This window comes from Rhizobium sp. YS-1r (genome assembly GCF_000757525.1).
In the GTDB taxonomy this organism is placed as follows: Bacteria; Pseudomonadota; Alphaproteobacteria; order Rhizobiales; family Rhizobiaceae; genus Neorhizobium; species Neorhizobium petrolearium.
In genome coordinates, this window is sequence record NZ_JPYQ01000006.1 from 883,990 (window position 1) to 907,309 (window position 23,320).

Below are 23,320 nucleotides of genomic sequence, written 5' to 3' on the forward strand. Positions count from 1 at the left end.
TAATGGACGCGATGGTTGAGACCAAAGGGCATTTTATCGACGCCGACCCTTACGCCTGGCCCTATAACGGCGATCTGAGACCGCAAAACACCGCCCTCATCATCATCGACATGCAGACGGATTTCTGCGGCAAGGGTGGTTATGTCGACCACATGGGTTACGACCTGTCGCTGGTGCAGGCGCCGATCGAGCCGATCAAACAAGTCCTCTCTGCCATGCGGGCCAAGGGCTACTACATCATCCATACCCGCGAGGGACACCGGCCGGATCTTGCCGACCTGCCGGCGAACAAACGCTGGCGCTCGCAGCGCATCGGCGCCGGCATCGGCGACCCCGGCCCCTGCGGGCGCATCCTGGTCCGCGGCGAGCCCGGCTGGGACATCATCCCCGAGCTCTATCCTATCGAGGGCGAGGCGATTATCGACAAGCCCGGCAAGGGCTCCTTCTGCTCCACAGATCTGGAGCTGATCCTCAACCAGAAGCGCATCGAGAACATTATCCTCACCGGCATCACCACCGACGTCTGCGTCTCGACCACGATGCGCGAGGCGAACGACCGCGGCTTCGAATGCCTGCTGCTGGAAGACTGCTGCGGTGCGACCGACTACGGCAACCACCTAGCCGCCATCAAGATGGTGAAGATGCAGGGCGGCGTGTTCGGTTCCGTCTCCAATTCGGCAAAACTCATCGAGGCGCTGCCATGAACACCGTCGTCCGTGATACGCCCCTCCCTCAGACCGGCAAGGCGGTCTGCATCGAAACGCTTGGCATGACCATGCGCTTCGGCTCGTTCACTGCGCTCGACAATGTCTCGATCAGCGTGCCGGCCGGTTCGTTCCATGCGCTACTCGGCGAAAACGGCGCTGGCAAGTCGACGCTCGTCAAATGCATTATGGGCTTCTACCATGCAACCTCAGGCTCGCTGTCGGTCGATGGCCGCGAAGTGGCGATCGCCTCGCCTAAGGATGCCGCGACCTACGGACTCGGTATGGTCTATCAGCATTTCACGTTGGTCCCGTCGCTGACCGGCGCGGAAAACCTCGTCATCAGCCGCTCCGAGGTACCGGCCGTCATCAATTGGGCAAAGGAGCGGAAGGATCTTGCGGCCTTCGTGGAGCGCATGCCGTTCAAGATCCCGCTCGATCGGCCGGTGAGCGAACTCGCCGCCGGCGAAAAGCAGAAGCTGGAAATCGTCAAGCAGCTCTATCTCGGCCGCTCGCTCCTCGTGCTCGATGAGCCGACCTCGGTGCTGACACCCGCGGAAGCCGACGAGATGCTGGGGCTTGTGCGTGGCATGACGGAGCGCGGCGAACTGACCGTATTAATGATTTCCCACAAGTTCCACGAGGTGACGAAATTCACCGACGCAGTCTCGATCCTCAGGCGCGGCAAGCTGGTCGGCACCGGCAGGATCGGCGAGCTTTCCACCGCCGACATGGCGGCGATGATGATCGGCGACGTCAAGCTCGCCGAGCTCGACAGCCGCCGCCCCGTATCGGAAGCGGCAAAACCAGTATTGAAGGTCAGCCAGGTCAAGGCGCCGGACCGCTCGGGTCTGAAAACGATCGAAATCGCGGACCTGACGGTCCGCCCCGGCGAGATCGTAGGCATAGCCGGCATTTCCGGGAATGGCCAGAAAGAGCTCACGGAAATCCTTGCCGGGCAGCGGCCGACCGATACGGGTCGCATCGCCGTCAACGGTGAGACCTATGGCGCCACTCGTTCGGAAACCCGCAAGAACAACGTTCGTTTCATCCCGGAAGAGCCGTTGCAGAACGCCTGCGCGCCAAAAATGACGGTGAGCGAAAACCTCGCCTTCCGCACCTTTGACCTCAAGCCGAATGGCAAGGACGCGATCTGGCTTTCCAGGGGCGCAATGAAGAAGCGGGCGGCCGCGCTCATTTCGGATTTCAAGGTGAAGACGGCCTCGTCGTCGTCGCCGATTGCTGCCCTTTCCGGTGGCAATGTGCAGCGCGCCGTACTTGCCCGCGAGCTGACCGGCGACGTCGATCTTCTGATCGTCTCCAATCCCTGTTTCGGCCTCGACTTTTCCGCCGTGGCGGAGATCCGTGCCCGCATCATGAAGGCCCGCAATTCCGGCACGGCCGTGCTGCTGCTTTCCGAAGACCTCGACGAACTGCTCGAAATGTCGGACCGCATCATGGTCATCTCGGAGGGTAAACTGGTCTACGAAACGCCGGCCCGCGGGGCGGATGTCGGCGTCATCGGCGCACATATGGCGGGGCATCACTGATGGGCGACATCAAGGCGGAACCCTTCGCCTTCCCGGCGATACCGGAAGCACTGGCGCTGATCGTCATCGACATGCAGCGGGATTTCGTAGAACCCGGCGGCTTTGGCGCCAGCCTTGGCAACGATGTCAGCCGCATCATGAAGATTGTGCCGGACGTGAAACGCCTGATCGAGGGTTTTCGCTCCGCCAACCTGCCGGTCATCCACACGATGGAGTGCCACAGGCCTGACCTCTCCGATCTGCCGCCTGCAAAACGGGACCGCGGCAACCCTTCGCTCCGGATCGGCGACGAAGGCCCAATGGGCCGCATTTTGATCTCCGGCGAGCGAGGCACCGAAATTCTGTCGGAACTTGCGCCAATCGACGGCGAGGTGGTGATCGAAAAACCCGGCAAGGGCGCCTTCTATGCCACCGAACTCGGCGAAGTGCTGAAAGCGAAGGGCATCCGCCAACTCGTCTTCGCCGGCGTGACGACGGAAGTCTGCGTCCAGACAACGATGCGCGAGGCGAACGACCGCGGTTACGAATGCCTGCTCGCCGAAGAGGCGACCGAGAGCTATTTTCCGGAGTTCAAGGCGGCCGCCATCGCCATGATCCGCGCCCAAGGCGCGATCGTCGGCTGGACGGCCCATGTGGACGATATTCTGGAAGGGATCGTGCCAAGGGGGATGACCAATGCCTGAATCAACTCGCGAACTTCTGACGCTAGGCGGCTGGAAAGACTTGGAATTCGAGCCCTTCCGCGGCGAGGTCACCATCCACTGGATTCGCTCTTTCGAGGGCGACCAGCCCGGCGTGGCGCTTTTGAAATACGAGGCGGGCTCCGGCGTTCCCCGCCATCGCCATGAGGGCCTCGAAACCATCCTCGTGCTCGACGGCGTGCAATCCGACGAGGCCGGTGACTACGGCCGCGGCAGCTACATCGTCAACGCGCCAGGCAGCGAACATTCCGTCTGGAGCAATACCGGCTGCGTCGTGCTGATCCAATGGGACCGGCCCGTGAAAATACTCGAAGAGGAAATGGCATGCCCCCGCTAACGACACCGGCTTTCGATATCGCCTCGCTGCACGCGTTCTACAGGGATGGCGGCAGCGCCACCGACATTGTCGAGGGTGTCTTCGCCCGCATCGCGGAGGTGAACGATCCCGGCATATTCATCCATCTGGCGCAGAAGGACGCGGTCCTTGCGGAAGCGGCCAAACTTGGCGGTTTCGATCTGGGAAAACCGCTCTTCGGCATCCCCTTCGCGGTAAAGGACAATATCGACGTCGCCGGCATGCCGACCACCGCTGCGTGCCCCGACTATGCCTATCTGCCGGAAAGGGATGCGACCGTCGTCCGGCTGCTGAAGCAAGCGGGCGCGCTCGTCATCGGCAAGACCAATCTCGACCAGTTCGCCACCGGCCTCGTAGGCGTCCGCTCGCCCTACCCGATCCCGAAGAATGCCATCGATCCCGGCCTGGTCCCCGGCGGCTCGTCCTCCGGCTCGGCGGTGGCGACGGCCCAAGGCATCGTCAGCTTCGCGCTTGGCACGGATACCGCCGGTTCGGGCCGCATTCCCGCCGGTCTCAACAACATCGTCGGCTTGAAGCCAAGCGTCGGTGCACTCTCCACCACCGGCGTCATTCCCGCCTGCCGTACACTGGATTGCGTCTCGATCTTCGCACTGACGGTGGACGATGCCTGGAAGGCCTTCTCTGTTGCATCGAAATATGACGAGACCGACGCCTACTCGAAATCCATCCCCGCCGCGGGCTACGGCCCAACACCGCAAATGCTGACGATCGGCGTGCCGGCCAAGACAGACCTGCAATTCTTCGGCGATACAGTAATGGAGGCCGCCTATTTCGACGCACTTTCGACACTAGCGAGGCTCGGCCACAATTTGGTCGAAGTATCGTTCGGCGACTTCTATAAGGTTGCAAACCTGCTTTATGAGGGCGCCTGGGTGGCGGAGCGTTATGCGGCAATCAGGCCGTTCTTCGATGAGAAAGAGGCCAGCCTTCATCCGGTGACGCGCCAGATCTACGGCGGCGCCAAGACACTCTCGGCGGCTGACGCCTTCAATGGGTTCTATGCCCTGCAGGAGCTTAAAAAGAAGATCGAACCGCTGGTCGCCTCGGTCGATCTTTTCTGTGTTCCGACTGCTCCGACGCATTACACCCTTGCCGATCTGGAAGCGGAACCGATCCGGGAGAACTCCCGCCTCGGCACCTATACGAACTTCGTCAACCTGCTCGATATGTGTGGCATCGCCGTACCGGCCGGCACCCGCGCCGACCGCCTGCCGGCCAGCGTCACGCTTCTGGCTCCCTCTGGCCGCGACGGGCTGACTGCCTCGCTCGCCCGCGATCTCCATCGGGCGAGCGGCTTGACGCTCGGCGCTACCGGCTGGCCGCTACCCGCAGCGGCGGAAATCATCTCGGCACCCGAAGACAACCAGTTGATCGATATTGTCGTGATCGGCGCCCATCTTTCCGGCATGCCACTAAACCATCAACTCACCGAACTCGATGGCAAATTCTCCCGCGTCGCACGGACATCGGCAGCTTACAGGCTCTACGCACTGGCGGACACCGCGCCGCCGAAACCCGGCATGATCCGCGTAGAGGAAGGCGAAGGCGGCGAGATCGAAGTGGAAGTCTGGAAGCTGACGCCGGCGGCTTTCGGGCTGTTCGTTGCGGCCATCCCCGGCCCGCTGAGTATCGGCACAGTGACGCTGTCGGATGGAACCTCGGCCAAGGGTTTCCTCGCCGAGCCGCTCGGGCTTAAGAATGCTCTCGACATCACCGCCTTTGGCGGATGGAAAGCATATTGTAAGAACCTGGCCTTCACGACCCGTTGAACTCCCGGGCGAAGATGCCAACTTTCATCGAGCATCCTCGATGTCGCGCTTGGGCGGAGCGACACGCGTTTCCGTTTCACTTCGATCGGTATGACGGCTTGAGTGGCGATGCGCTACCTCCGCATGCAATATCCGCGTGAACCGTGTAGCCGGAGCCATACACAATCCCGCTATAGTCGAAGCAAAAGCGCTTTGGCAGTACTCGGAAGAGGTATCTCTTGCCGCAGACAGCGGGTACATCAATCGCATAATCTCGCATGGCGATGGCTGGTGAGGGATCGGTCCACTTCTTGTGTCCTGCAAACGACGCGTTCTTCAAGACGATGGCTGAACCGGATACGCCGACCTCTCCGCGCGTGGTGGTAAACTGACTTCCTTTCGCTGCAGGCACTGGTGGAAACTCAAAATCGAAAGGCAGGCGCGCGTCCGGGGGCAGATCGGTTACAATTACAGCGACGTTGAAGCGAACGTCGTCACGTGTTGGCACCTCTCCATAACCGTTCCAATATCGCCATTTCAAGCGAAGCGCCGGGCGCTCGCGGTCTTGCGGCTGCCAGTTCACCTCCGTCGTAAAATCCTTCGCGTCGAACCCGTCACCGTCTTTGTCAGGAGCAGGGCAAGCGGTGTAAAGCGACTGATAGCCACATTCTTCCCCTCCCGCATCCCAAAGGCACTGGCTCAAGCGGTTCCAGTCCTCATCGCTGATTTCCGGCGACGATGTTGACAGTTCGCCCCCGTTGGCCGGAGGCATCCATGGGTAAAGCTTGCCTGTTCCTGAGCGGAGGGCCCAATCAGTACGATGGTTCTTGACGTTGGTCAGAAGCACCTTCTGCTCGAACAAGGCGTCCAGCTGTCCTGGCGTAGGACGAGCGATCGTCGGCATTTTCCCCACCGCGTCCGCAGCAAAACGGCGCCCGGTCTCCAATGTCGTAAGGCTATGGCAGGATGTGCATGGATGCCCTGGAAAACCCACCGCTTTCGCCCGCGTCATCTCGAACGCACGTCCGGCAGTGTAGCCGGAGCCGATAACCCGAAAAGGTGCCTCGGCCCTGGCGGTGCGTCCCGGAAGAAATTTACCTGGTGCAAATGCCGCAGCCCTGCCGTCTGCATCGCCAGACGCGTACGCGACCCTGGCCTGCTTGACATGCGGATCTATGACGTAGGGCTTCTTGTTGTCGTGGCACGCATGACAGTCGACCTTAAATGTCTTGTCGTAAAGTTCCCGAGCGCTAGCACGACCGGCTACATCCGAGTAGGACTGCCCTCCTGGAGGAACAAAAGGCGTCGACCAATCGAAGGTATCCCGATCTTTTCTTCCATCGATGAACGCGATCTCTCCCGTCAGATCGTTGAAGCCGATTGCACCGTAGAGCGCGAATCTGGGATCGGAGGACCTCCAATATTCGATATTGTCTACTTCCAGACTGCTTGAAGACTTCCTGCACAGGAACGTCCACGAGACGTGATTGAGGCTTACATGGGCCAGCCGGGAGTTCATGGCACAGTAGGCTGACGCCGCCAGCGAGGGCTTGTCACACTTTGGCAGGCTTGTCGTTCTTCTGACCAGATTGCCGTCGACATCCCTGTGTTCGAACTCCAGGGGAAATCCGGGCTTGCTCAGGTTCGGTGCCAGATCAACGCTGTTGCCATCAACCTCCAGGATCAGACGCCTTGAATCCGGGGCATTGCAGTCGCCTGGCGGAATGGGCCCAAACACCGCTCTGGCTTCGTCCCCAAATTTCGTGATCGGGTCCTGGCTAACCGCGGCCGGCTCCCAAAGGATGTCGGCATTCCATGCTTCGACAATCTCGCCAAAGCGCCGATTGTCTTCGGGCGCAAAGACACTGGTTCCGATCTCGTCGCCCACCGATGCGGGCGTCGCGGGGCTTCCTGTGACGACGAGAACAAAAAACAGGCCAGCGATTGCTACTGGAGCACGGCGTGTCGCAGGCGGGGCTCGGCCATGGGTTGCGGCCGATGCCGGCTTCATCTCGCTCGTATCCTGATGCCCGTGTCGTCTGTGATCACCTTCAAAATCCTGATCTTCCAGATCCCTTGGATCTGTCGAAGCGTGGCGATCAGGTTCGCCGTGTAGTCGACTTGCGGGCTGCTGATGTTCAGAGATTGTATGAAGACAACGACAGATACGATTACATCGATGTCGCCATCCGCTTTCTTACCCATCAGGGCGTTCGTAAACGATCTGCGAGCCAGTGCATGCCCCACATCCAGCCTTGCAAACACGCTGCCAAAATGACTTGAGATGCCCTTCAAAAGCGCGGCGCGTTCCTGAGCAGAGTCCGAATCGAGGCCGCAAAGATAGTATTCCGCGTCTTCGGTAAAGACCTGCGCAAGCATTGCGGAATCTCTATTGTCCATTGCCCATGCATATCGGGCCAGAGTATCCATGACAGCGTTACGCTCCTCGATGGTTACTGGCCGATAGCTTGAACCCACGCCTGAGAATTCTGCCCAAATTTTCTCATCCTGGGTTGGACATTCCTGCGCCAGGAGAACCTGAGGCGCAATGATCGCGATAAAGGTCGCGAATATCGCGACTTTGACTAACTCCCACATTCGAACACCTCTCCCATAGCGTCTATCGATTGCAGATTTGAAAAGCTGCGAGTTCAGATGATAATCTGCCGTGCGATGATCGTGTGCTGCGTCAGTATAATGGCGGCCGAGCGTGCGAAGTGTTCTGCGCTCGTTATAGACTGGGCATGCCGGGCCCTACTTCTTGGATATCTCAATTTACTAATGTAGCCTGAGGCTATCTAGAGCGCAATTAAGTTAGCAACCTTCATCCCTATGAAGGAGGCACTGTGAGCGACATTGAAAAATGGCTGACCGCTGTGGGACTAGCGCAACTTGCGCAGAAGTTCGCTCGCGCCCAGATCGATCTCGACAGCCTGAGGTTGCTCAACGACAGAGATTTGCGCGAGTTGCGAATCCCGATTGGCCCGAGGCGGAAGCTGGTGGCGGCTATTGCAGCAATGGAGCAGCCGGGCGATGCGAAAGCGCAACGCAGTCCGCCAGAGCGCCGCCAGGTGACCATTCTGTTTTGCGACATGGTGGGATCGACAGAATATGCGGCGCGGCTTGATCCGGAAGATTTCAGCGATCTGACACAGAGCTACCTTACCCGCTGCGGCGGTCTTGCCAGATCGCATGGCGGCTTCGTCGCCAACTACGCTGGCGATGCCCTCCAAGTTCTGTTCGGTTATCCAGCCGCGGAAGAGAACGATGGGGAGCGCGCTCTCGATCTTGCGTTCGACCTGTTGCTGGCAGTTCCTCGGATCGAGGTCCCTGACCAAACGCCGCTGAACATTCGGATTGGGATCGCCAGCGGACTGGTCGTGATGGGCGACGTCGAGGGAGCACCGCCTGGTTTGCCGACCGTGGCTTTCGGACCGGTACCCAATCTCGCACAGCGACTGCAAGTATTGGCGCCTCCGCAGACGATCCTCGTCGATCAGAGCACATACGCATCGGCCCGCCGCGCCTACGAATTTCAAGATCTTGGCGCTACAGTTGTGAAGGGCTTTGCCGAGCCGATCCACATCTGGCGTGCCAGCGGGGCCCTGCCGAGCAGCGACAGATTTAGCAAAGCCCGGATTACGCGACTGATCGGGCGAAGGAGCGAGATCGAGCAGGTTCTTGCTCTTTGGAGGCTGATCACCAAGCAAGGTGTCGCGCGCTGGCTGCTGATCTGCGGAGAACCTGGAATTGGGAAATCAAGGCTCCTATTCGAAGTCGCCAAGAGAATACAGGCAAAAAAAACGTTAATTGCGCAGTGTTCCGCCGCTTACAGCAACAGCGCCCTTTTCCCTTTCCTGCAACTGCTCAGACAAGAATCCGGTATCACCAATGCGCTGCCGCCAGCCGATGCCGCGAGAAGGCTCGAAACCGCCCTCGTGACGAGCGGCGTTCCATTGTCAGTCTCGTTTCCGATATTTGCCAGGCTGCTCTTCCTCGAGCAGATGGACTATCCGCCCTCCGAACTCACATCGAGCGAGCAGCAGTCGATCGTAAGCCAGGTCTTTGTGGATTGGCTCCGCCACATGACGCTGCAAGGTCCGCTCTTGCTGGCCATCGAGGACGCGCAGTGGATTGACCCCTCATCAAGCAACCTTCTGGATGGGCTTTTCAAGGCCCGCGATTTTCCTGCGCTTGTGCTGATAACCTCGCGTAACGACGTGGTGAGGTTCGGGGATCGGCGACCGGCCATAGATTGCCTGAAACTCGGACGTCTCAGCCGCGAAGAAACCGGTGCGCTCATCGAAAGCGCCACCCAAGGGATCAAGCTCGCATCGGCGGTAACCCAATCGCTGGTCAGGAAGGCGGAGGGGGTGCCGCTATACGTGGAAGAGCTTGCAAGATCTGCTGCGGAGTTAACAGCCTTTGGCGCCCCTGCGAACGCAAGCGACACTCCCATTGAGGTTCCCAACAATCTTCAGTCCGCCCTGCTCGCGAGACTCGACAAACTTGGGCAGGGAAAGACAATCGCACAGGTTGCCGCGGTTATCGGGCGCGAGTTTGACATGAGGATGCTGTCGCGAGTTGCCAATGTATCTGTGGAGGCGCTGAAGCTGCAACTGGAACGTTTGACCGAGGTCGGCCTGATATCACCGCAGCCCTTCGCCGACTGGCCGAGATACGCATTCACACATGTATTGTTGCAGGAGGCTGCCTGCGGAGCGCTGCTCCGCGAGAAGCGGCGACTACTCCACGCGCGGGTGGCCCAGACAATCGAAGAAACGGAGCCAAGCACCGCCATTGAACATCCGGAGGTACTGGCGCAGCATTTATATGAGGCGGGGCAATTCGAGCGCGCCGCCGATCAGTGGCTGCATGCGGGACTGAAACTCGGGCAGACGTGGGCGAAAGTTGAAGCTGCGAACATGTTTGCCAAAGGGCTGGCTTGTCTGCAAAAGCTGCCACCGTCCAGCGATCGAGACCGCAGGGAACTGCGGTTGGAGCTAGAACGCGGCGATGTGTTGTATGCAACATACGGGTACGTCACGCGCGAGGGAAGCGCTGCCTACCGCAATGTGATGCGGCTTAGCGAGGCATTGGGTGACGCGGAGGCCGCTATCCGAGCATTGGATGGTTTATTCGGCACCGCATTTAATTCTGCCCGCTTCGATGACGCAGAATGGGCAAGCAATCAGCTAGTCGACATAGGGCGAAACCGGCAAAACATCAGAGCCCTTGTTCTGGGCATGCAGTTTCTGGGCATGTGTGCATTCTCACGGGGGCGGTTCGATGAGGCCCGGCCATATCTGGAGCAAGCACTGGCATATCAGGCGGCCGCCGAAGAGATAGGAAGCGACTTCCCCAGCATGTCGATGATCTATCTCTCTTGGACACTGCAGCTTCTTGGCGAGGGAAAGGAAGCCTTGGCGCTCTTCCAGCAGGCCGAAGCGCAGGCGCGTCAGCAAACCGACTATCGACTTGCGGCATGTCTCGGCAACGGCTGTATCCTCATGGCCCTTCGTCATGATGCGACAATGCTCGAACCGATGATCAACGAACTCATACCGTTGGCGAGAAAGAATGGATTTCAGCTCTGGCTGAACATGGCGACGTTCTTTCAGGGCTGGATGCTTGTGGTGACTCGCCAGGATGCATCTGGCCTCGATCAAATGCGGCACATCTGCGACAACATGGGCGAGCAGGAGATCGATAAAACCTGTTATCTAGGTGTCCTTGCCGAAACCTATCTTAGACTGGGTCGGATTGCGGAAGCGTCAGATACGGTGCAACGGGCCCTCGCTCTCGCAAAGAAAACGGGCGAGCGATACTATTTCGCCGAACTTTTGCGTTTGAGGGACGAGTTAAAGCTAAGAGATACCTCTTGAACCTCGGCAATCTATTTTGGCCGATACGGACATTCTTGTCTGCCTGCAACTCCCGCCGCCGCCGGAGACCGAGGTTGTACTGGATAACCGACCTCTTCGCGGTGGTGCCGCACTAACGGCAATTCTCACCGGCCTACCTGAATTTGCGCCCCGCGCTACATCGAACAGCTCATAAATCACCTCGACAATTGGCTGGCAGTCGATGATGACGGATCTGCGCGACTTGATAGGTTGCGCCTCGCCCGCGCCAAGGGTAGCAGTACGGACCTCAGTGAGACATGATGGCCACAGGGTAATGCAATATCCGGCCTCCTGTTACAATGGAAACTGCTCAGGAGGAGACGCGATGTCCGTCGTCATTCGCTTGCTGGAGCCCCGAGATTCTCTCATCTCAAGCTTGGCCGCGGTTATGCAGGAGATGCAGGACCACTACCAGGTACCCAGCCCGACTTATCCGGAAATAGTCGCCGGCATCGAGGGACGGCCGCCTGGGGCGGAAATCCTGATCGCAGCTGAAAACGACGCTCTTGTCGGCTTCGCGGCTTTTTCCGGAATCTATCCTGGCCCGTACCTGCGGCCCGGCCTGTTCCTGAAGGAACTTTATGTCGGCAACCGGCATAGAGGTAAAGGCTTTGGTCGCCTCCTCATGCAGGCCCTGGCCAGCGTAGCCCGCGATCGGGGACTTTCCCGTATCGACTGGACGGCGGATCCGGAAAACCTCAGACTCCTGTCCTTCTACGACGATATCGGCGGCAGCCGAAAACCGGACAAGCTGTTCTATCGCTTGGATAAATCGGCCCTTGATCGCCTAGCGGATGCGATGGGTGAAGCTGCAGAGCAATGACGCGGACAACTTAGTCCTGCATATCCTCGGCGATCGCACCTAACCATTTTTCGAAGATGCACATGGATTCGCTCGAGGCGATGTTCTCGGGCCGAGCGAACCAGTAACCGTAGTCGCTTCGATAGGCGAAGCCATGCGGATTGACGAACCGGCCGGCGGCGAGGTCTTCGAGAATCAGGCCGCGGGGGATGAGCGCCATCCCCTGCCCCGCGAGTGCCGCACGGATGACCATGGTGTAATAACCAAACCTTGTCGTATGTCGCACTTCAAGCCCCGGATGGCCGGAGCTTGCCGCAAAATGGCGCCAATGCAGCGGCGTCTGGGGATGCTCCAGCATGACGCCGCTCGCCAGTTCCTCGATAGTATGCGGATGCCCGACCTGTTGCCAGTAGGACGGCGCGCTCACGAGCAGGACGTCGCGACCAAAAAGGTAGCGGGTGTGTTCGCCCGGCAAAGGTTGGGTGAGAAAACGGAATATGCCGTCAGGGACTTCCGACTGTGTCGGCGACACGAAAGTCGTGAACTGCACCTCGATTTCGGGATGAGCTGCGGTAAATCCGGCAAAACGCGGCAGGAGCCAGCGGTCGCCGAAGATCGGCGGCACTTGCAGGCGCAGGACGCGAGGGCCGGGCTTCAGCCGCGCGACTTTGAGCGCCGCATCCTCCATCGCCTTCAGCGCCGTACGCGCATGCTCGATATAGATGGTCCCCACCTCCGTCGGGACCATGCCACGCGGTGTCCGGACGAAAGCCGGACTGCCGATCAGCCTTTCAAGCGATAACAGCTGTTTGCTGACTGCGCTTTGCGTAAGGTTCGTGCTGTCTGCGGCAGCACTGGTCGAACCGCGCTCCGCAACCGCCAGCAGGACCCTCAGCGCCGTCGTTGAAGGCAGTTGCCGCCCCGAAGTCATTCCTGTCTCCACGCCATGTCTGCCCGCGCTGTATTCCGTCCTCACAAGGGAAATCCGTCCAAGGATCACAGTAGGCCGAATGGCATATTGGAGCTAGTCGCTTTCGTCATAGGGACCACGAAATAACTTCGCTTGTTCAACAAAGGAGCACGTGCAAGCCTTGCCAAAAGTTTAGACAAACAGGGGAAGATGAATGGCTGAACCCACGCAGCTTTGGGGCGGACGCTTCAAATCCGGACCATCCGAAGCCTTGGCGAATCTGTCTCGGGCACCTGCCTCCTATTTCCGTCTCTACCGCGAAGACATTGCAGGGTCGCGAGCCCATGCCTCCGAGCTGAAGCGGGCCGGCGTTCTGGACGAAAGCGAATTTGCCGCGATCCGCAAGGCGCTCGACGATATCGAAACGGACGTTACCGCAGGGCGCGAAACACCGATCCCGGGTGATGAGGACGTTCACACGTTCCTCGAACGCCTCCTCATGGCACGCCTCGGCACGCTCGGCGGCAAGCTTAGGGCCGGCCGCTCGCGCAACGACCAGACGGCCAACAACACCCGCCTCTACCTGCGCCGCATGGCGCGCGAGTTGAGCGCCGGCGTCATCGCTGTCGAAGAGGCGATCCGGAAGCAGGCTGCACAACACACCGAAACGGTGATGCCCGGCTTCACTCACCTGCAGCCGGCGCAGCCCGTCGTGCTCGGCCATCACCTGATGGCGCATGCCCAGTCGCTGTTTCGGGACCTGCAGCGCTTCATCGATTTCGACCGCCGCTTCGACCGGTCGCCGCTCGGCGCGGCAGCGCTTGCCGGCTCCGGCATTGCCTGCCGTCCTGACTTGTCCGCCATTGAACTCGGCTATTCGGCAGCGTGCGAGAACTCGATCGATGCCGTCGCCTCGCGCGACGTTGTGGCGGAATTCCTGTTCATCTGTTCGCTCGTCGCGGTCGATCTCTCGCGGCTCGCCGAGGAAATCTGCATCTGGAGCTCCAAACAGTTCAGCTGGGTACGCCTGCACGATTCCTATTCGACCGGCTCATCGATCATGCCGCAGAAGAAGAACCCCGATATCGCCGAACTCACGCGCGGCATGTCGGGGACGCTGATCGGCAACATCGCGGGCTTCCTGGCAACGATGAAGGCTATGCCGCTTGCCTACAATCGCGACCTGGCGGAAGACAAGCGGGCCCTCTTCGAGACCATCGACGTCCTGCAACTCATCCTGCCGGCCTTTGCCGGAATGGTCGAAACGCTGGACTTCCAGGTGGACAGGCTGAGGCAGGAAGCGCCTCGCGGCTTCACGCTGGCAACCGAAGTTGCAGACTGGCTTGTCGGACAGAACGTCCCGTTCGCCGAGGCACACGAGATCACCGGCGCCGTGGTTCGCTATTGTGAAGAGCGCGGCCACGATCTCTCCGGCCTGACTGCGGAAGACCTTCCGAACATCGATCCGCGGCTGACGCCTGATATGCTGAAAGCCATCACGCTCGAACATGCACTCGCCAGCCGGACCGGCTACGGCTCGACCGCACCGCAACGCGTGCGGGAGCAGATCGACCGTTTCTCCGAGGCGCTCGAAACCTGCCGCGCCTTCGCCGCCGCATCGACCGCCGCCTCGCCGTCTCCGCGTAGCGACAAGGCGGGAAAGGAGCAGGTCGCCCGATGAACGCCACGACGATCAGGACCACAGGCGATATCGGCAAATACGAGATTGCCCATCTCACGCTGGTGCCCAAACGGCACATCGGCCGAACCGTCGCAGCCGCCGTGGTGCTGCTGCTTTTCGCAGCCCTCGTCCGCGCCTTCAGCGTCGGCCAGATCGAATGGAGCTATGTGCGCGACTTCCTGTTCGCGCCCACCATCATCGCCGGTCTCGGCAACACGCTGCTGATGACCGTCGCCGCCATGACACTCGGCATCGTGCTTGGCGTCGTGATCGCCATCATGCGTATTTCCGGCAATCCGGTACTGTCCTCGATCGCGGTGGGTTATGTGTGGGTCTTTCGCGGAGCACCGGCACTTCTGCAACTGATGCTGTGGTTCAACCTTGCGCTGATCTTCCCGACCATGGGCATTCCCGGCCTCTTCGAATTCCGGACCGTCGACATCATGACTCCCTTCGTATCCGCCATGCTGGGGCTTGGGATCTCGCAAGGCGCCTACACATCCGAAGTCGTCCGGAGCGGACTTCTCTCCGTCGATAGCGGCCAGTATGAAGCCGCGCGCTCGATCGGCATGACCCACATGAAGATGCTGCGCCGCATCGTGCTGCCGCAGGCCATGCGCGTGATGATCCCGCCGATCGGCAACGAAGTCATCGGCATGGTCAAGCTGACGTCGCTTGCCAGCGTCATCCAGTATTCCGAAATCCTGCATAACGCGCAGATCATCTATTTCGCCAATACCCGCGTGCTCGAACTGCTGCTGGTTGCGAGCTTCTGGTATCTGTTCGTCGTCTCCATTCTTTCGGTCGGCCAATATTATATCGAGCGCTACTTCGGTCGCGGCATCAAATCGATCCGGTCTTCGGTCTGATGGAGGAGGATCACATGAGCAACGACATCATCGTCAAGGCCGTCGACGTCACCAAGCATTTCGGAAACTTTCTGGCTCTCGACAAGGTCAATCTCGAGGTAACGCGCGGCGAAGTGAGCTGCATCATCGGCCCTTCAGGCTCCGGCAAGAGTACCCTCCTGCGCTGCATCAACCTGCTGGAGCGCCTGGATGGCGGCGCGATCTGGGTCAACAACGAACTGGTCGGCTACCGCCGCGAAGGCGACCGGTTACATGAAATCTCCGATGTGGAGATCTCGCAGCAGCGCCGCCGCATCGGCATGGTCTTCCAGCGCTTCAACCTCTTCCCGCATATGACTGCGCTCGAAAACATCGTCGAAGGTCCAGTCCAGGTCCTTGGCGAGCCAGCCAGGCAAGCCCGCGAGCGAGCCGAAACGCTGCTCGAACGCGTCGGCCTCGCAGACAAGAAGGACCACTATCCCTCGGAGCTTTCCGGCGGACAGCAGCAACGGGTGGCGATCGCGCGGGCCATGGGCATGCAGCCTGACCTTATTCTCTTCGATGAACCGACTTCGGCGCTGGACCCGGAACTTGTCTCGGAAGTGCTGGACGTGATGCGCGACCTCGCATCCTCCGGCATGACGATGATCGTGGTCACCCACGAAATGGGCTTCGCCCGCAACGTCGCCAACACCGTGACCTTCATGGAAGCCGGCAAGGTGGTCGAAACAGGATTGGCATCGGAGGTTCTCAGCACTCCGAAAAGCGCCAGAACGGCAGAATTCATCAAGGCCGTTCAAAGCTGAGGCAAGCAGCGACGGCATAACCGGCCGTCGTCCCAGATGAGACCAGCAAGGGGAACTTCATGAATAAACACTTCGTCATACTCGCCGTGGCAAGCCTCGCCGCCACATCCGCGATCGCCGCGGAACTGCCTGAGCGCGTCAAGTCCGCCGGCAAGGTCGTGGTCGCCAACCAGCCCAACTACCCGCCGATGGAATATCGAGATCCGGCGACCAACGAACTCAAGGGCGTCGACATCGACCTCGGCGTGGCGCTCGCCAAGCAACTCGGCGTTGAGGTGGAATGGTCGGACATCGGCTTCGAACAGATGATTTCCTCGCTGACGACTGGCCGCGTCGACCTCATCCACTCCGGCATGAGCGACCTGCCGAAGCGCCGCGACACGCTCGACTTCGTCGATTATATGAAGTCCGGCGCCCAGTTCTACACTGCCGCCGCGAGCAAGGACGAATTCAAGTCGCCGGTCGACCTCTGCGGCAAAACCGTCGGCATGAGCCGCCGCACATCCTTCCCGGATGAAACCGCAAAATGGAGCGCCGCTAACTGCGAAGCTGCCGGCAAGCCGGCGATCAAGGTCGTCGGTACCGAAGGTTCCGCCGACGCCCGCGCCCAGCTCAAGCAGGGCCGCGTCGACGCTGCCGTCCAGGGTTCCGAAACCCTGCCTTATCTGATGACACTGGAGAAAGACACTTACGCGCTTGTCGGCGAGCCCTTCACCGCCGTCTATCAGGGTATCGGCTTTGCCAAGAAGGACAGCGAACTGCGCGACGCCTATGCCGCAGCCTTAAAGGCGCTGATGGACAATGGCGAATACAAGAAGATCTTCGCCGCCCATGGCCTCGAAGGCACGATGCTCGACGGCATCTATGTCAACGGCGAAGCCGCGAAATAACGACGACCAGGCTCCGGCATCAAGCCGGAGCCTTCCTTCTCCGGGTCGGCAGCCGACGCAGAACCGATCCCGATCTGCGAAAGATTATGCGAGTTTATTCAGGAATATAGACCATGTCTTTCATGTCGGGCATGAAGCCGATCAACCGGCTGGCCCAGTTTATCTCGACGCTGCAGTTCGAAGATCTGCCGCGCGACGTGGTCGAAAAAACCAAAACCCATCTCGCCGATACGCTTGCGGCGGCACTTGCGGGCACCCGCTCGAAAGAATTCCGAACTGCAAGCCGTGTCGCCAATGCACCTGGAACCGCAGCCGTCTGGGGCACCGACCGCAGGCTCAATGCCCGCGATGCGGCTCTCGTCAACGGCGTCGCCGCCCACGCCTTCGAACTCGACGATTCCGGTGGCTGCGACCATTCCGGCGCGGTCGTCGTTCCGGCGGTCTTTGCGGCAATCAGCGAGGCGCGCCAACCGGTGAGCGGGAAAGAACTGATTGTAGCCATCGTTGCCGGCTACGATGCCGGCAGGCGCATACTGGAGGCCGCTGGCGGCTACGACGCCCATAACAGCCTCGGCTGGCATTCGACCGCGACATGCGGCACGTTTGCGGCAGCCGCCGCAGCGGCTCGTATTTTCAACCTCGATCCTTCCGCGACCCGCGATGCGATCACGCTTTCGACGAGTTTTTCCTCCGGCCTCTGGGCATTCATCCATGACGGCTCGCAGGCCAAGAAAGTCCATGCGGGCCGTGCGGCCGAGGGCGGACTTCTGGCTGCCAAGCTGGCCGCGGACGGATTTGCCGGCCCATCACAAGTCTTCGACGACGTCTGGGGCGGCTTCTTCCGCACCTTCAACAAGGCGGCCTGCGAACCAGAGAAACTGACCGAGGCGCTCGGCGAGAACTTCAAAATCCGCCGCGCCGTGCTTAAACCCTATGCGTCCTGCCGCGGCGCTCACTCGGCCATCGACGCGTTGAATGACATGCTTGCCCAAAGCGGGCGGGCGGCGGGCGATATCAAACAGATCGAGCTTGCCATGAGCGCCATGCTGATGGGCATGTGCGGCGCCAAGGAAAACGGTGCGATGGCGCCAACCCAGATGAGCCTTCCCTACGCGCTTGCCGCACGCTGCGTCCACGGCAGTGCCGGGCTGGAAGCCTATGCGCAAGAGCGCCGGGCTGACCCGCGCATTGCCGCCATGATGGCCCGAATGCAGCTTTCCGTCGACAATACGATGCATCCCATGGACGAACCCGTCGTGACCCTCGAATTTGCGGATGGAGTGCGGATGTCGCGCATGGTGCCTCGCGCGACCGGATCGGCGGAACGGCCAATGTCTTCCGAGGACGTCGCCGCCAAGTTCCATGTGCTTGCCAAGATGAGCATAACGCCCGGTTCAGCCGAGAAGCTATGGCAAGCTATTCACGCCCTCGATACGCTGGATGATGCCAGCGCCCTTCTTCCCCTCCTCGCCGGCAATGCCGACCAACGCACGCTTTTCCTCTAAGGAGACAGGATGAGTTACGATCTCTCTCCGCGGCCTCTCAACCCGGCTCCCAAAACTCCGCCGATGATCTGGCCGAACGGCGCCCGAAGCGCGCTTTTCATTGGGTTCGACGTCGATGCGGAGACCGCCTGGATCGGCAACAACCCATCGAATATCGACCGCATGGTGACAACCTCGCATGGCGGCTACGACGCACGCGTCGGCATCGCCAAAATCCTCCAGTTGATGGACGAACTGTCGCTCAAGGCAACCTTCTTCACGCCCGGCTGGACGGCGCTTGCCCATCAGGCCGCCTGCGAGGACATCCTGAAGGGCGGCCACGAGATCGGCCATCACGGCTACCTGCACAAGATGCCCGATCGCGAACGCCTTGATGAAACCTTCGAGGAGATCGACCGCGGCTTTGACGCACTGAAGACCGCACTCGGCGTCCGCCCGGTCGGCTACAGGGCGCCGTCGGGCGAAAATTTCCCCGAACTGCTCGCCTACCTTGCCAAGAGCGGCGTGCGTTATTCCAGTTCCTTCCGCGACGATATTTTGCCCTATCGGCATGCCGGCCAAGGCGATCAGGAGGGCATCGTCGAGATCCCGGTGAATTTCGCTTTCGACGACTGGAATTTTGGCATGTCTAGCCGGACGAGTCCCCGGCCGATCTTCGGCCGGGATGCCGTCCTGTCGCTGTGGATCGACGAGTTCGAAGCCACCCATGCCTGGGGTGGCGTAACGACGATGGTGCTCCATCCACAGGTTTCCGGCCGCCCGATGCGCTGGCATCTGCTGCGCGACTTCCTCCTCCATGCTCGGCAGAAATCCGACGTCTGGATCGCGACAGGCCGGGAGATCGCTGACCATTTCGAGACGCTGGAAGAGCGGCATCGTCGTTCTACGATGGCAACTGTGGGAAGAACCGCTGGCCCTGAATGATGGGTGGCCTCTCTTCTTTCGCCTACGGGCCTGCGCCTGGCGACGGCGACTTGCCATGGCTATCCAGCATGCCGGCGATCGCCACTGAGGTGCCGAAAACGGCGTCGCCGCGTCGACGGCGAACCGCATGTCGTCGCGCTCGAACAAGGCGACGCAGATCTCGCCCGAGTCGTGACGCGCCTGATACGAGATACCGTCCGGATGCGCCTAGAGCGAAGCGGCCCGCCGGCCACGGCGTATAAGGGCCGGTCGAGATCGCAGGTTGCAAGTTGTTCAAACGAACTATTCCCGGACCAGACCGCCCGATCACCCGCTCTATTTCGGAAAGCCATAACGTTCCGTGATGTCCCAGAACATCCGGTTGATCCTCACGAGAGAATTGATGCTTTCCTGTATTCGACCGATTTCCGCTCCGTCGAGCTCCTCTATCTTTCCGTATTTGATTTCATCCCTGCTTTCGAATATCCGCATTGATTGCGTAATGCTGCGACCGCTGTCGGGATCGAAAGAATAGATGCAATGATTGTATTTGTTGCGAAGTTTTGCCTCGTCTGAAAGACGGCGAGTGGCATCGAGGACTTCTCGGCGGCAGGTCGCCGGCGTCTTCTTCATTTTGGTCAGACGCTCGACGAGATCGATACGCGCCCGGGTCGTATTCAAAGTCAGGAAAATGACGATCGCCGTTTCCTTATCCACATTGGCAAGGCCGGCAATCATGTGAATGAGCAGGCTTTCGGTATTGGTCCAGGTATAGTTCAACTGCCCGATCAGGAGCAGGATCGCCTGAAGCCTGCTATTCGTTATCTGAGCGTTTGCCGCCGTCTTGGCGACGGTTGGGATCGTGTGCATTGCCAGCGGTATCCTTGCGTCTTTGCTCAAAATACAGAGCGACGACCTCAGTCCTATTGTGTAGGCCGAGCTTGGTGATGATGTTGTGAATATGAATTTTGACCGTATGTTCGGACAGACCGAGGGTGGCGGCAATGATCTTGTTTTGATTGCCCATTGCTATCCTGGCCAGGATCTCCCTCTCACGCTTTGTCAGCCTGTCAAGCATTCGAACAGGGGAACCACTGGAAACCTGTTGCCGGAACTGGGTTTCGGAGCCATCGCGGCTTTTTTCCGGAGGCACCTCCTGCTGCAAGAGAGGATATCTCGAAGGGAAATATCGACCGCCCTTCAATATGATGCGGAGGATCGACAGAAACACATCCAGATTGACGTTGAACGGCACGATTCCCTGGATGATTTCCGCCCTCTGCATCTCACTTGAAGTCATATCGTCGCCGTTGCCGATGAGCGCAACACTGACATTATGATGAAGCCTTGCGAGTTTTGGCCAATGCTCGCGCAGGGCCGGAGCAAATACGGTATCCGCCAGCACAAGCTGAACCGAGATATCGAGCTCTATTAGAGCGGACTGCAGATCGGAGACCGTTTTCACTGAGAGCCAGGGAAATTCACTCTCTATAGCGGCAATCATTGCGGTGGATATCGTCCCCGGTGAGCAGATGAAAAGCAGTGTCCGGGCAGCATTCATCGTCGACAAAGAACCTGTCAGATCCAAGCCGGCATGTTGCGAAGCAGTATGCGAAACTTGCATGAGGAAATTCCCTCCCTTTTGTCGGGCGCATATGCGAAACGCACTTCTCGCCTCTTTTTCCGGGAGACGGTAAACCAGGACCAGAGGGTTGGGAATAGACCGAATAAGCTATAAAATAGATCGAATTGATGATGCTTTATAGCCAAAAAGCTTATTTCCACTGGAACAAAACGTGAATTTATGATCTCTTTTGCGTTTTGCAAAAAATCTGCTCGTTCGCAGGGAGAAATACCGAAGCCAGACCTTACGTCTTCTTGGTCATGTCCCCTACACCTATTTGATTATCCTACGCCGTCGGTCAGCCAGCCGCGCTAGATCGATATATTACCTTATCTCTTCTACCCAATCGCGCCACAGTATGCGCCGTCCGAAGCGTTTGAAGAACGGACGCTGCTTCATGGACGCGATGTCGCGAGTACGCGGTCAAGCGAGCGCCCGCTCCAGCCCTTTCGGGAGGACCGGGGAGAATAGAGGAGGAGACGAAAACCAGACATCATGGAAAAAGAGCCGGCTGATGGCCGCGTCGATGCGCGCCCTATCGCCTCGATTAAAGCATGTTTGCTTCAACAGCGACGAACAAAGGCCTCCAAAGAAGATGAATGGTGGTCGTGGCGTCGCTCTATTTAAAGGACAATGTCATGGCAAAGCGTAGCTTTTACGATCTGTTCGACGATGACAGCCAAGAACAGCAGCAGCAACAGCAAGAACGCCAACAGCAGCAGCAGCAAGAACGCCAGGAGCAACAGCAGTCGTCCGATCAGGGCCAGGGCCAGTATCAGGGCCAGAGCAGCGAGTCGGTCAATCTCAACGGCAATGGCAACGGCAACGGCAATCTGAACCTCAACGGTAACGGCAGCCTCAACCTTAACGGCAACGGCAACTTCAATGAAAACGTCAACGAGACGACTGTCGATGTAACCGTCGATGTCGGGCTGAATCTTGACGAGTATCTGCCGGAGGACAACGATTTTGCCGATATCGACAACAGCGATATCGACGGAATGTTCAACATCCGCATCGACGATGTTCTGAACGACGCCTTGACCGGCGCCGGCAACGACGTCGCCAATGTCATCTCGCAAGTCGCCAACATCCAGGACAATGATCATCTCGGCAGCGCGTCTGTCAACAATGGCGGCTCCTTCGATCTTGATGCTCATCCGGACGGTGGCATTGCGATCGCGTCGGAAGGCATCGGCACCGATACCGGTGGCGGCGACGGCGGCGGCAATGCTGACGCCAACGGCGGCAACGGTGGAAGCGGCGGCGCAGCCCTTGGCGGCTTTGCCCTTGGCGGTATTGGCCTCGGCGGCCTGGCGGCAAGTGTAGCGGCCGGCGGTGAAGGCGACGGCGGAGATGCCGATGGTGGCGATGCCGACAGCGGTGAAGCTGACAGCGGCGAAGCCAATGGCGGAAGCGGCAATGGTGGTCGCGGCGGAAACGGCGGCGACGGTCTGGGCCTCGGCCTCGGCCTGGGCCTGGGCCTCGGTGCTGGGCTGGCATTTGCCGGCAATGGCGACGAAGGTGGTGATGCCGATGGCGGAGACGCCGGAGATGCCGGAAATGCCAATGGCGGCAACGCAGGTAACGGCGGTACCGGCGGCGATTCCACCGGCGGCGATGCGGGCGCTCTCGTCGGCGGCAGCCTCGGCTTCATCAATCCGATCTTCGTCAACAATGAAAGTGGCGAAGGTGGAGACGCTGGCGACGGCGGAGACAGCGAAGGCGGCGAAGGCGGCGATGCCGATGGCGGAAACGGTGGCGTTGGCGGATTTGGCGGCTCTGGCGGTGCCGGCGGCGACGCCCTCGGTGCAGGCCTCGGCGCTGGGTTCGGTGCAGGTGCCGGTAGCGGTGCCGGCGGCAATGGCGCAGCAGGCGGTGCTGGTACAGGCGGGGCCGGTGTCAGCGGCGCTGCGACTAGTGGCGATGCCCTGGGCGGTGATGCCCTGGCATACGGTGGCGAGGGCGGAGACGCCCTGAGCGGCGCCTGGGCCGATGGAACCGGCGGCGGTGCGGTCGGCGGCTGGGCAATCGGCGGCTCTGGTGCTGCGGGCGGCATGGGCGGCATCGCCACCACCGGCTTTGGTGGAGCCGGCGGGGACGGCGGCACATGGGGCTCGAGCAATGGTGACGACGGTTTTGTCACCGGCACGAGCAGCGCATCGGCCGATGCCTTCGTCGAGACGCATGCCTTCAACCAGGAAATCGTCCTCGGTGCAAACCTGCAGCAGAACGCGATCGACATGACGATCGTCGGCGGCAGCCTCACGAGCACCGTAGTCGGCGAAGATGGCGACGACAGCACATCCTGACCCATAGCTCAACTCCGCTCATTGGAGCGGGAGCACGCCATGGACTGCGCATCG

The 23,320-nt window shown here is 60.0% G+C and carries 19 protein-coding genes; 14 read left to right on the top strand and 5 right to left on the bottom strand.

The window, feature by feature from the left end:
• Nucleotides 1–2: 2 nt before the first annotated feature.
• Genes JL39_RS08715 through atzF form a run of 5 tightly spaced genes read left to right on the top strand, consistent with a single transcriptional unit; the run spans nucleotide 3 to nucleotide 5,100 of the window.
• Nucleotides 3–704 carry an isochorismatase family cysteine hydrolase gene (locus tag JL39_RS08715; RefSeq protein WP_037148295.1) on the top strand — a complete coding sequence of 234 codons (702 nt, stop codon included), beginning with the start codon at nucleotides 3–5 and terminating at the stop codon, nucleotides 702–704.
• Nucleotides 701–2,254, top strand: coding sequence for an ABC transporter ATP-binding protein (locus JL39_RS08720; RefSeq protein WP_037148296.1), 1,554 nt, complete (start codon nucleotides 701–703; stop codon nucleotides 2,252–2,254). Before JL39_RS08715 ends, JL39_RS08720 begins: the two co-directional genes overlap by 4 nt.
• A complete protein-coding gene (locus JL39_RS08725; protein WP_037148297.1) occupies nucleotides 2,254–2,937 on the top strand; it encodes an isochorismatase family cysteine hydrolase in 684 nt (227 codons plus the stop codon). Before JL39_RS08720 ends, JL39_RS08725 begins: the two co-directional genes overlap by 1 nt.
• Nucleotides 2,930–3,292: a cupin domain-containing protein gene (locus JL39_RS08730; RefSeq protein ID WP_037148298.1), complete on the top strand. Its 363-nt coding sequence runs from the start codon at nucleotides 2,930–2,932 to the stop codon at nucleotides 3,290–3,292. Before JL39_RS08725 ends, JL39_RS08730 begins: the two co-directional genes overlap by 8 nt.
• Entirely contained in the window at nucleotides 3,280–5,100 is a 1,821-nt protein-coding gene (atzF, locus tag JL39_RS08735; RefSeq protein ID WP_037148299.1) for an allophanate hydrolase, read from the top strand. The genes JL39_RS08730 and atzF overlap by 13 nt, the downstream gene beginning before the upstream one ends.
• Before the next feature lie 76 nt (nucleotides 5,101–5,176).
• On the opposite strand, the gene JL39_RS08740 is transcribed toward atzF, so the two are convergent.
• Together JL39_RS08740 and JL39_RS08745 are read right to left on the bottom strand one after the other, a co-directional pair.
• Nucleotides 5,177–7,090: a hypothetical protein gene (locus JL39_RS08740; RefSeq protein WP_152601069.1), complete on the bottom strand. Its 1,914-nt coding sequence runs from the start codon at nucleotides 7,088–7,090 to the stop codon at nucleotides 5,177–5,179.
• Nucleotides 7,087–7,677, bottom strand: coding sequence for a nuclear transport factor 2 family protein (locus JL39_RS08745; protein ID WP_037148300.1), 591 nt, complete (start codon nucleotides 7,675–7,677; stop codon nucleotides 7,087–7,089). The genes JL39_RS08740 and JL39_RS08745 overlap by 4 nt, the downstream gene beginning before the upstream one ends.
• 248 nt (nucleotides 7,678–7,925) lie before the next feature.
• On the opposite strand from JL39_RS08745, the gene JL39_RS08750 reads away from it, so the two are divergent.
• Entirely contained in the window at nucleotides 7,926–10,964 is a 3,039-nt protein-coding gene (locus JL39_RS08750) for an adenylate/guanylate cyclase domain-containing protein (RefSeq protein WP_052182742.1), read from the top strand.
• A gap of 346 nt (nucleotides 10,965–11,310) precedes the next feature.
• Entirely contained in the window at nucleotides 11,311–11,808 is a 498-nt protein-coding gene (locus tag JL39_RS08755; protein WP_037148301.1) for a GNAT family N-acetyltransferase, read from the top strand.
• 10 nt (nucleotides 11,809–11,818) lie between these two features.
• Here JL39_RS08755 and JL39_RS08760 read toward each other — a convergent pair whose 3' ends face one another.
• Nucleotides 11,819–12,718: a LysR substrate-binding domain-containing protein gene (locus JL39_RS08760; protein ID WP_037148302.1), complete on the bottom strand. Its 900-nt coding sequence runs from the start codon at nucleotides 12,716–12,718 to the stop codon at nucleotides 11,819–11,821.
• Between the two features lie 193 nt (nucleotides 12,719–12,911).
• On the opposite strand from JL39_RS08760, the gene argH reads away from it, so the two are divergent.
• From argH to JL39_RS08790, 6 genes are all read left to right on the top strand, one after another.
• Nucleotides 12,912–14,378: an argininosuccinate lyase gene (gene argH, locus JL39_RS08765; RefSeq protein WP_037148303.1), complete on the top strand. Its 1,467-nt coding sequence runs from the start codon at nucleotides 12,912–12,914 to the stop codon at nucleotides 14,376–14,378.
• Nucleotides 14,375–15,247, top strand: coding sequence for an amino acid ABC transporter permease (locus JL39_RS08770; protein ID WP_052182743.1), 873 nt, complete (start codon nucleotides 14,375–14,377; stop codon nucleotides 15,245–15,247). Before argH ends, JL39_RS08770 begins: the two co-directional genes overlap by 4 nt.
• A 14-nt stretch (nucleotides 15,248–15,261) precedes the next feature.
• Nucleotides 15,262–16,032: an amino acid ABC transporter ATP-binding protein gene (locus tag JL39_RS08775; RefSeq protein WP_037148305.1), complete on the top strand. Its 771-nt coding sequence runs from the start codon at nucleotides 15,262–15,264 to the stop codon at nucleotides 16,030–16,032.
• 59 nt (nucleotides 16,033–16,091) lie between these two features.
• The gene (locus tag JL39_RS08780; protein WP_037148308.1) at nucleotides 16,092–16,922 is read left to right on the top strand and encodes an ABC transporter substrate-binding protein; all 831 of its coding nucleotides are present in this window, start codon (nucleotides 16,092–16,094) and stop codon (nucleotides 16,920–16,922) included.
• A 113-nt stretch (nucleotides 16,923–17,035) separates the two neighbouring features.
• Nucleotides 17,036–18,427: an MmgE/PrpD family protein gene (locus JL39_RS08785; RefSeq protein WP_037148310.1), complete on the top strand. Its 1,392-nt coding sequence runs from the start codon at nucleotides 17,036–17,038 to the stop codon at nucleotides 18,425–18,427.
• 9 nt (nucleotides 18,428–18,436) lie between these two features.
• On the top strand, nucleotides 18,437–19,351 hold the full coding sequence (locus tag JL39_RS08790; protein ID WP_052182744.1) for a polysaccharide deacetylase: 915 nt from the start codon (nucleotides 18,437–18,439) through the stop codon (nucleotides 19,349–19,351).
• A 315-nt stretch (nucleotides 19,352–19,666) separates the two neighbouring features.
• Here the strand turns inward: JL39_RS08790 and JL39_RS08795 are convergent, their stop codons facing one another.
• Nucleotides 19,667–20,200 carry a hypothetical protein gene (locus tag JL39_RS08795; RefSeq protein WP_052182745.1) on the bottom strand — a complete coding sequence of 178 codons (534 nt, stop codon included), beginning with the start codon at nucleotides 20,198–20,200 and terminating at the stop codon, nucleotides 19,667–19,669.
• Nucleotides 20,145–20,954 (bottom strand): response regulator transcription factor, encoded by an 810-nt coding sequence (locus tag JL39_RS08800; RefSeq protein WP_152601070.1) that lies wholly within the window; start codon nucleotides 20,952–20,954, stop codon nucleotides 20,145–20,147. Before JL39_RS08800 ends, JL39_RS08795 begins: the two co-directional genes overlap by 56 nt.
• A 638-nt stretch (nucleotides 20,955–21,592) precedes the next feature.
• Between JL39_RS08800 and JL39_RS08805 the strand changes: the two genes are divergently transcribed.
• On the top strand, nucleotides 21,593–23,266 hold the full coding sequence (locus JL39_RS08805) for a hypothetical protein (protein WP_037148785.1): 1,674 nt from the start codon (nucleotides 21,593–21,595) through the stop codon (nucleotides 23,264–23,266).
• Nucleotides 23,267–23,320: the final 54 nt, after the last annotated feature.

Excerpts from the sequence above, each read along its gene's own strand:
- JL39_RS08800 (WP_152601070.1), bottom strand. The coding sequence starts at position 20,954 with ATGCAAGTTTCGCATACTGCTTCGCAACATGCCGGCTTGGATCTGACA.
- JL39_RS08715 (WP_037148295.1), top strand. The coding sequence starts at position 3 with ATGGACGCGATGGTTGAGACCAAAGGGCATTTTATCGACGCCGACCCT.
- JL39_RS08790 (WP_052182744.1), top strand. The coding sequence starts at position 18,437 with ATGAGTTACGATCTCTCTCCGCGGCCTCTCAACCCGGCTCCCAAAACT.
- JL39_RS08745 (WP_037148300.1), bottom strand. The coding sequence starts at position 7,677 with ATGTGGGAGTTAGTCAAAGTCGCGATATTCGCGACCTTTATCGCGATC.
- JL39_RS08775 (WP_037148305.1), top strand. The coding sequence starts at position 15,262 with ATGAGCAACGACATCATCGTCAAGGCCGTCGACGTCACCAAGCATTTC.
- JL39_RS08760 (WP_037148302.1), bottom strand. The coding sequence starts at position 12,718 with ATGACTTCGGGGCGGCAACTGCCTTCAACGACGGCGCTGAGGGTCCTG.
- atzF (WP_037148299.1), top strand. The coding sequence starts at position 3,280 with ATGCCCCCGCTAACGACACCGGCTTTCGATATCGCCTCGCTGCACGCG.
- JL39_RS08755 (WP_037148301.1), top strand. The coding sequence starts at position 11,311 with ATGTCCGTCGTCATTCGCTTGCTGGAGCCCCGAGATTCTCTCATCTCA.
- JL39_RS08795 (WP_052182745.1), bottom strand. The coding sequence starts at position 20,200 with ATGCACACGATCCCAACCGTCGCCAAGACGGCGGCAAACGCTCAGATA.
- JL39_RS08740 (WP_152601069.1), bottom strand. The coding sequence starts at position 7,090 with ATGAAGCCGGCATCGGCCGCAACCCATGGCCGAGCCCCGCCTGCGACA.
- argH (WP_037148303.1), top strand. The coding sequence starts at position 12,912 with ATGGCTGAACCCACGCAGCTTTGGGGCGGACGCTTCAAATCCGGACCA.
- JL39_RS08720 (WP_037148296.1), top strand. The coding sequence starts at position 701 with ATGAACACCGTCGTCCGTGATACGCCCCTCCCTCAGACCGGCAAGGCG.
- JL39_RS08805 (WP_037148785.1), top strand. The coding sequence starts at position 21,593 with ATGGCAAAGCGTAGCTTTTACGATCTGTTCGACGATGACAGCCAAGAA.
- JL39_RS08780 (WP_037148308.1), top strand. The coding sequence starts at position 16,092 with ATGAATAAACACTTCGTCATACTCGCCGTGGCAAGCCTCGCCGCCACA.
- JL39_RS08770 (WP_052182743.1), top strand. The coding sequence starts at position 14,375 with ATGAACGCCACGACGATCAGGACCACAGGCGATATCGGCAAATACGAG.
- JL39_RS08725 (WP_037148297.1), top strand. The coding sequence starts at position 2,254 with ATGGGCGACATCAAGGCGGAACCCTTCGCCTTCCCGGCGATACCGGAA.
- JL39_RS08785 (WP_037148310.1), top strand. The coding sequence starts at position 17,036 with ATGTCTTTCATGTCGGGCATGAAGCCGATCAACCGGCTGGCCCAGTTT.
- JL39_RS08730 (WP_037148298.1), top strand. The coding sequence starts at position 2,930 with ATGCCTGAATCAACTCGCGAACTTCTGACGCTAGGCGGCTGGAAAGAC.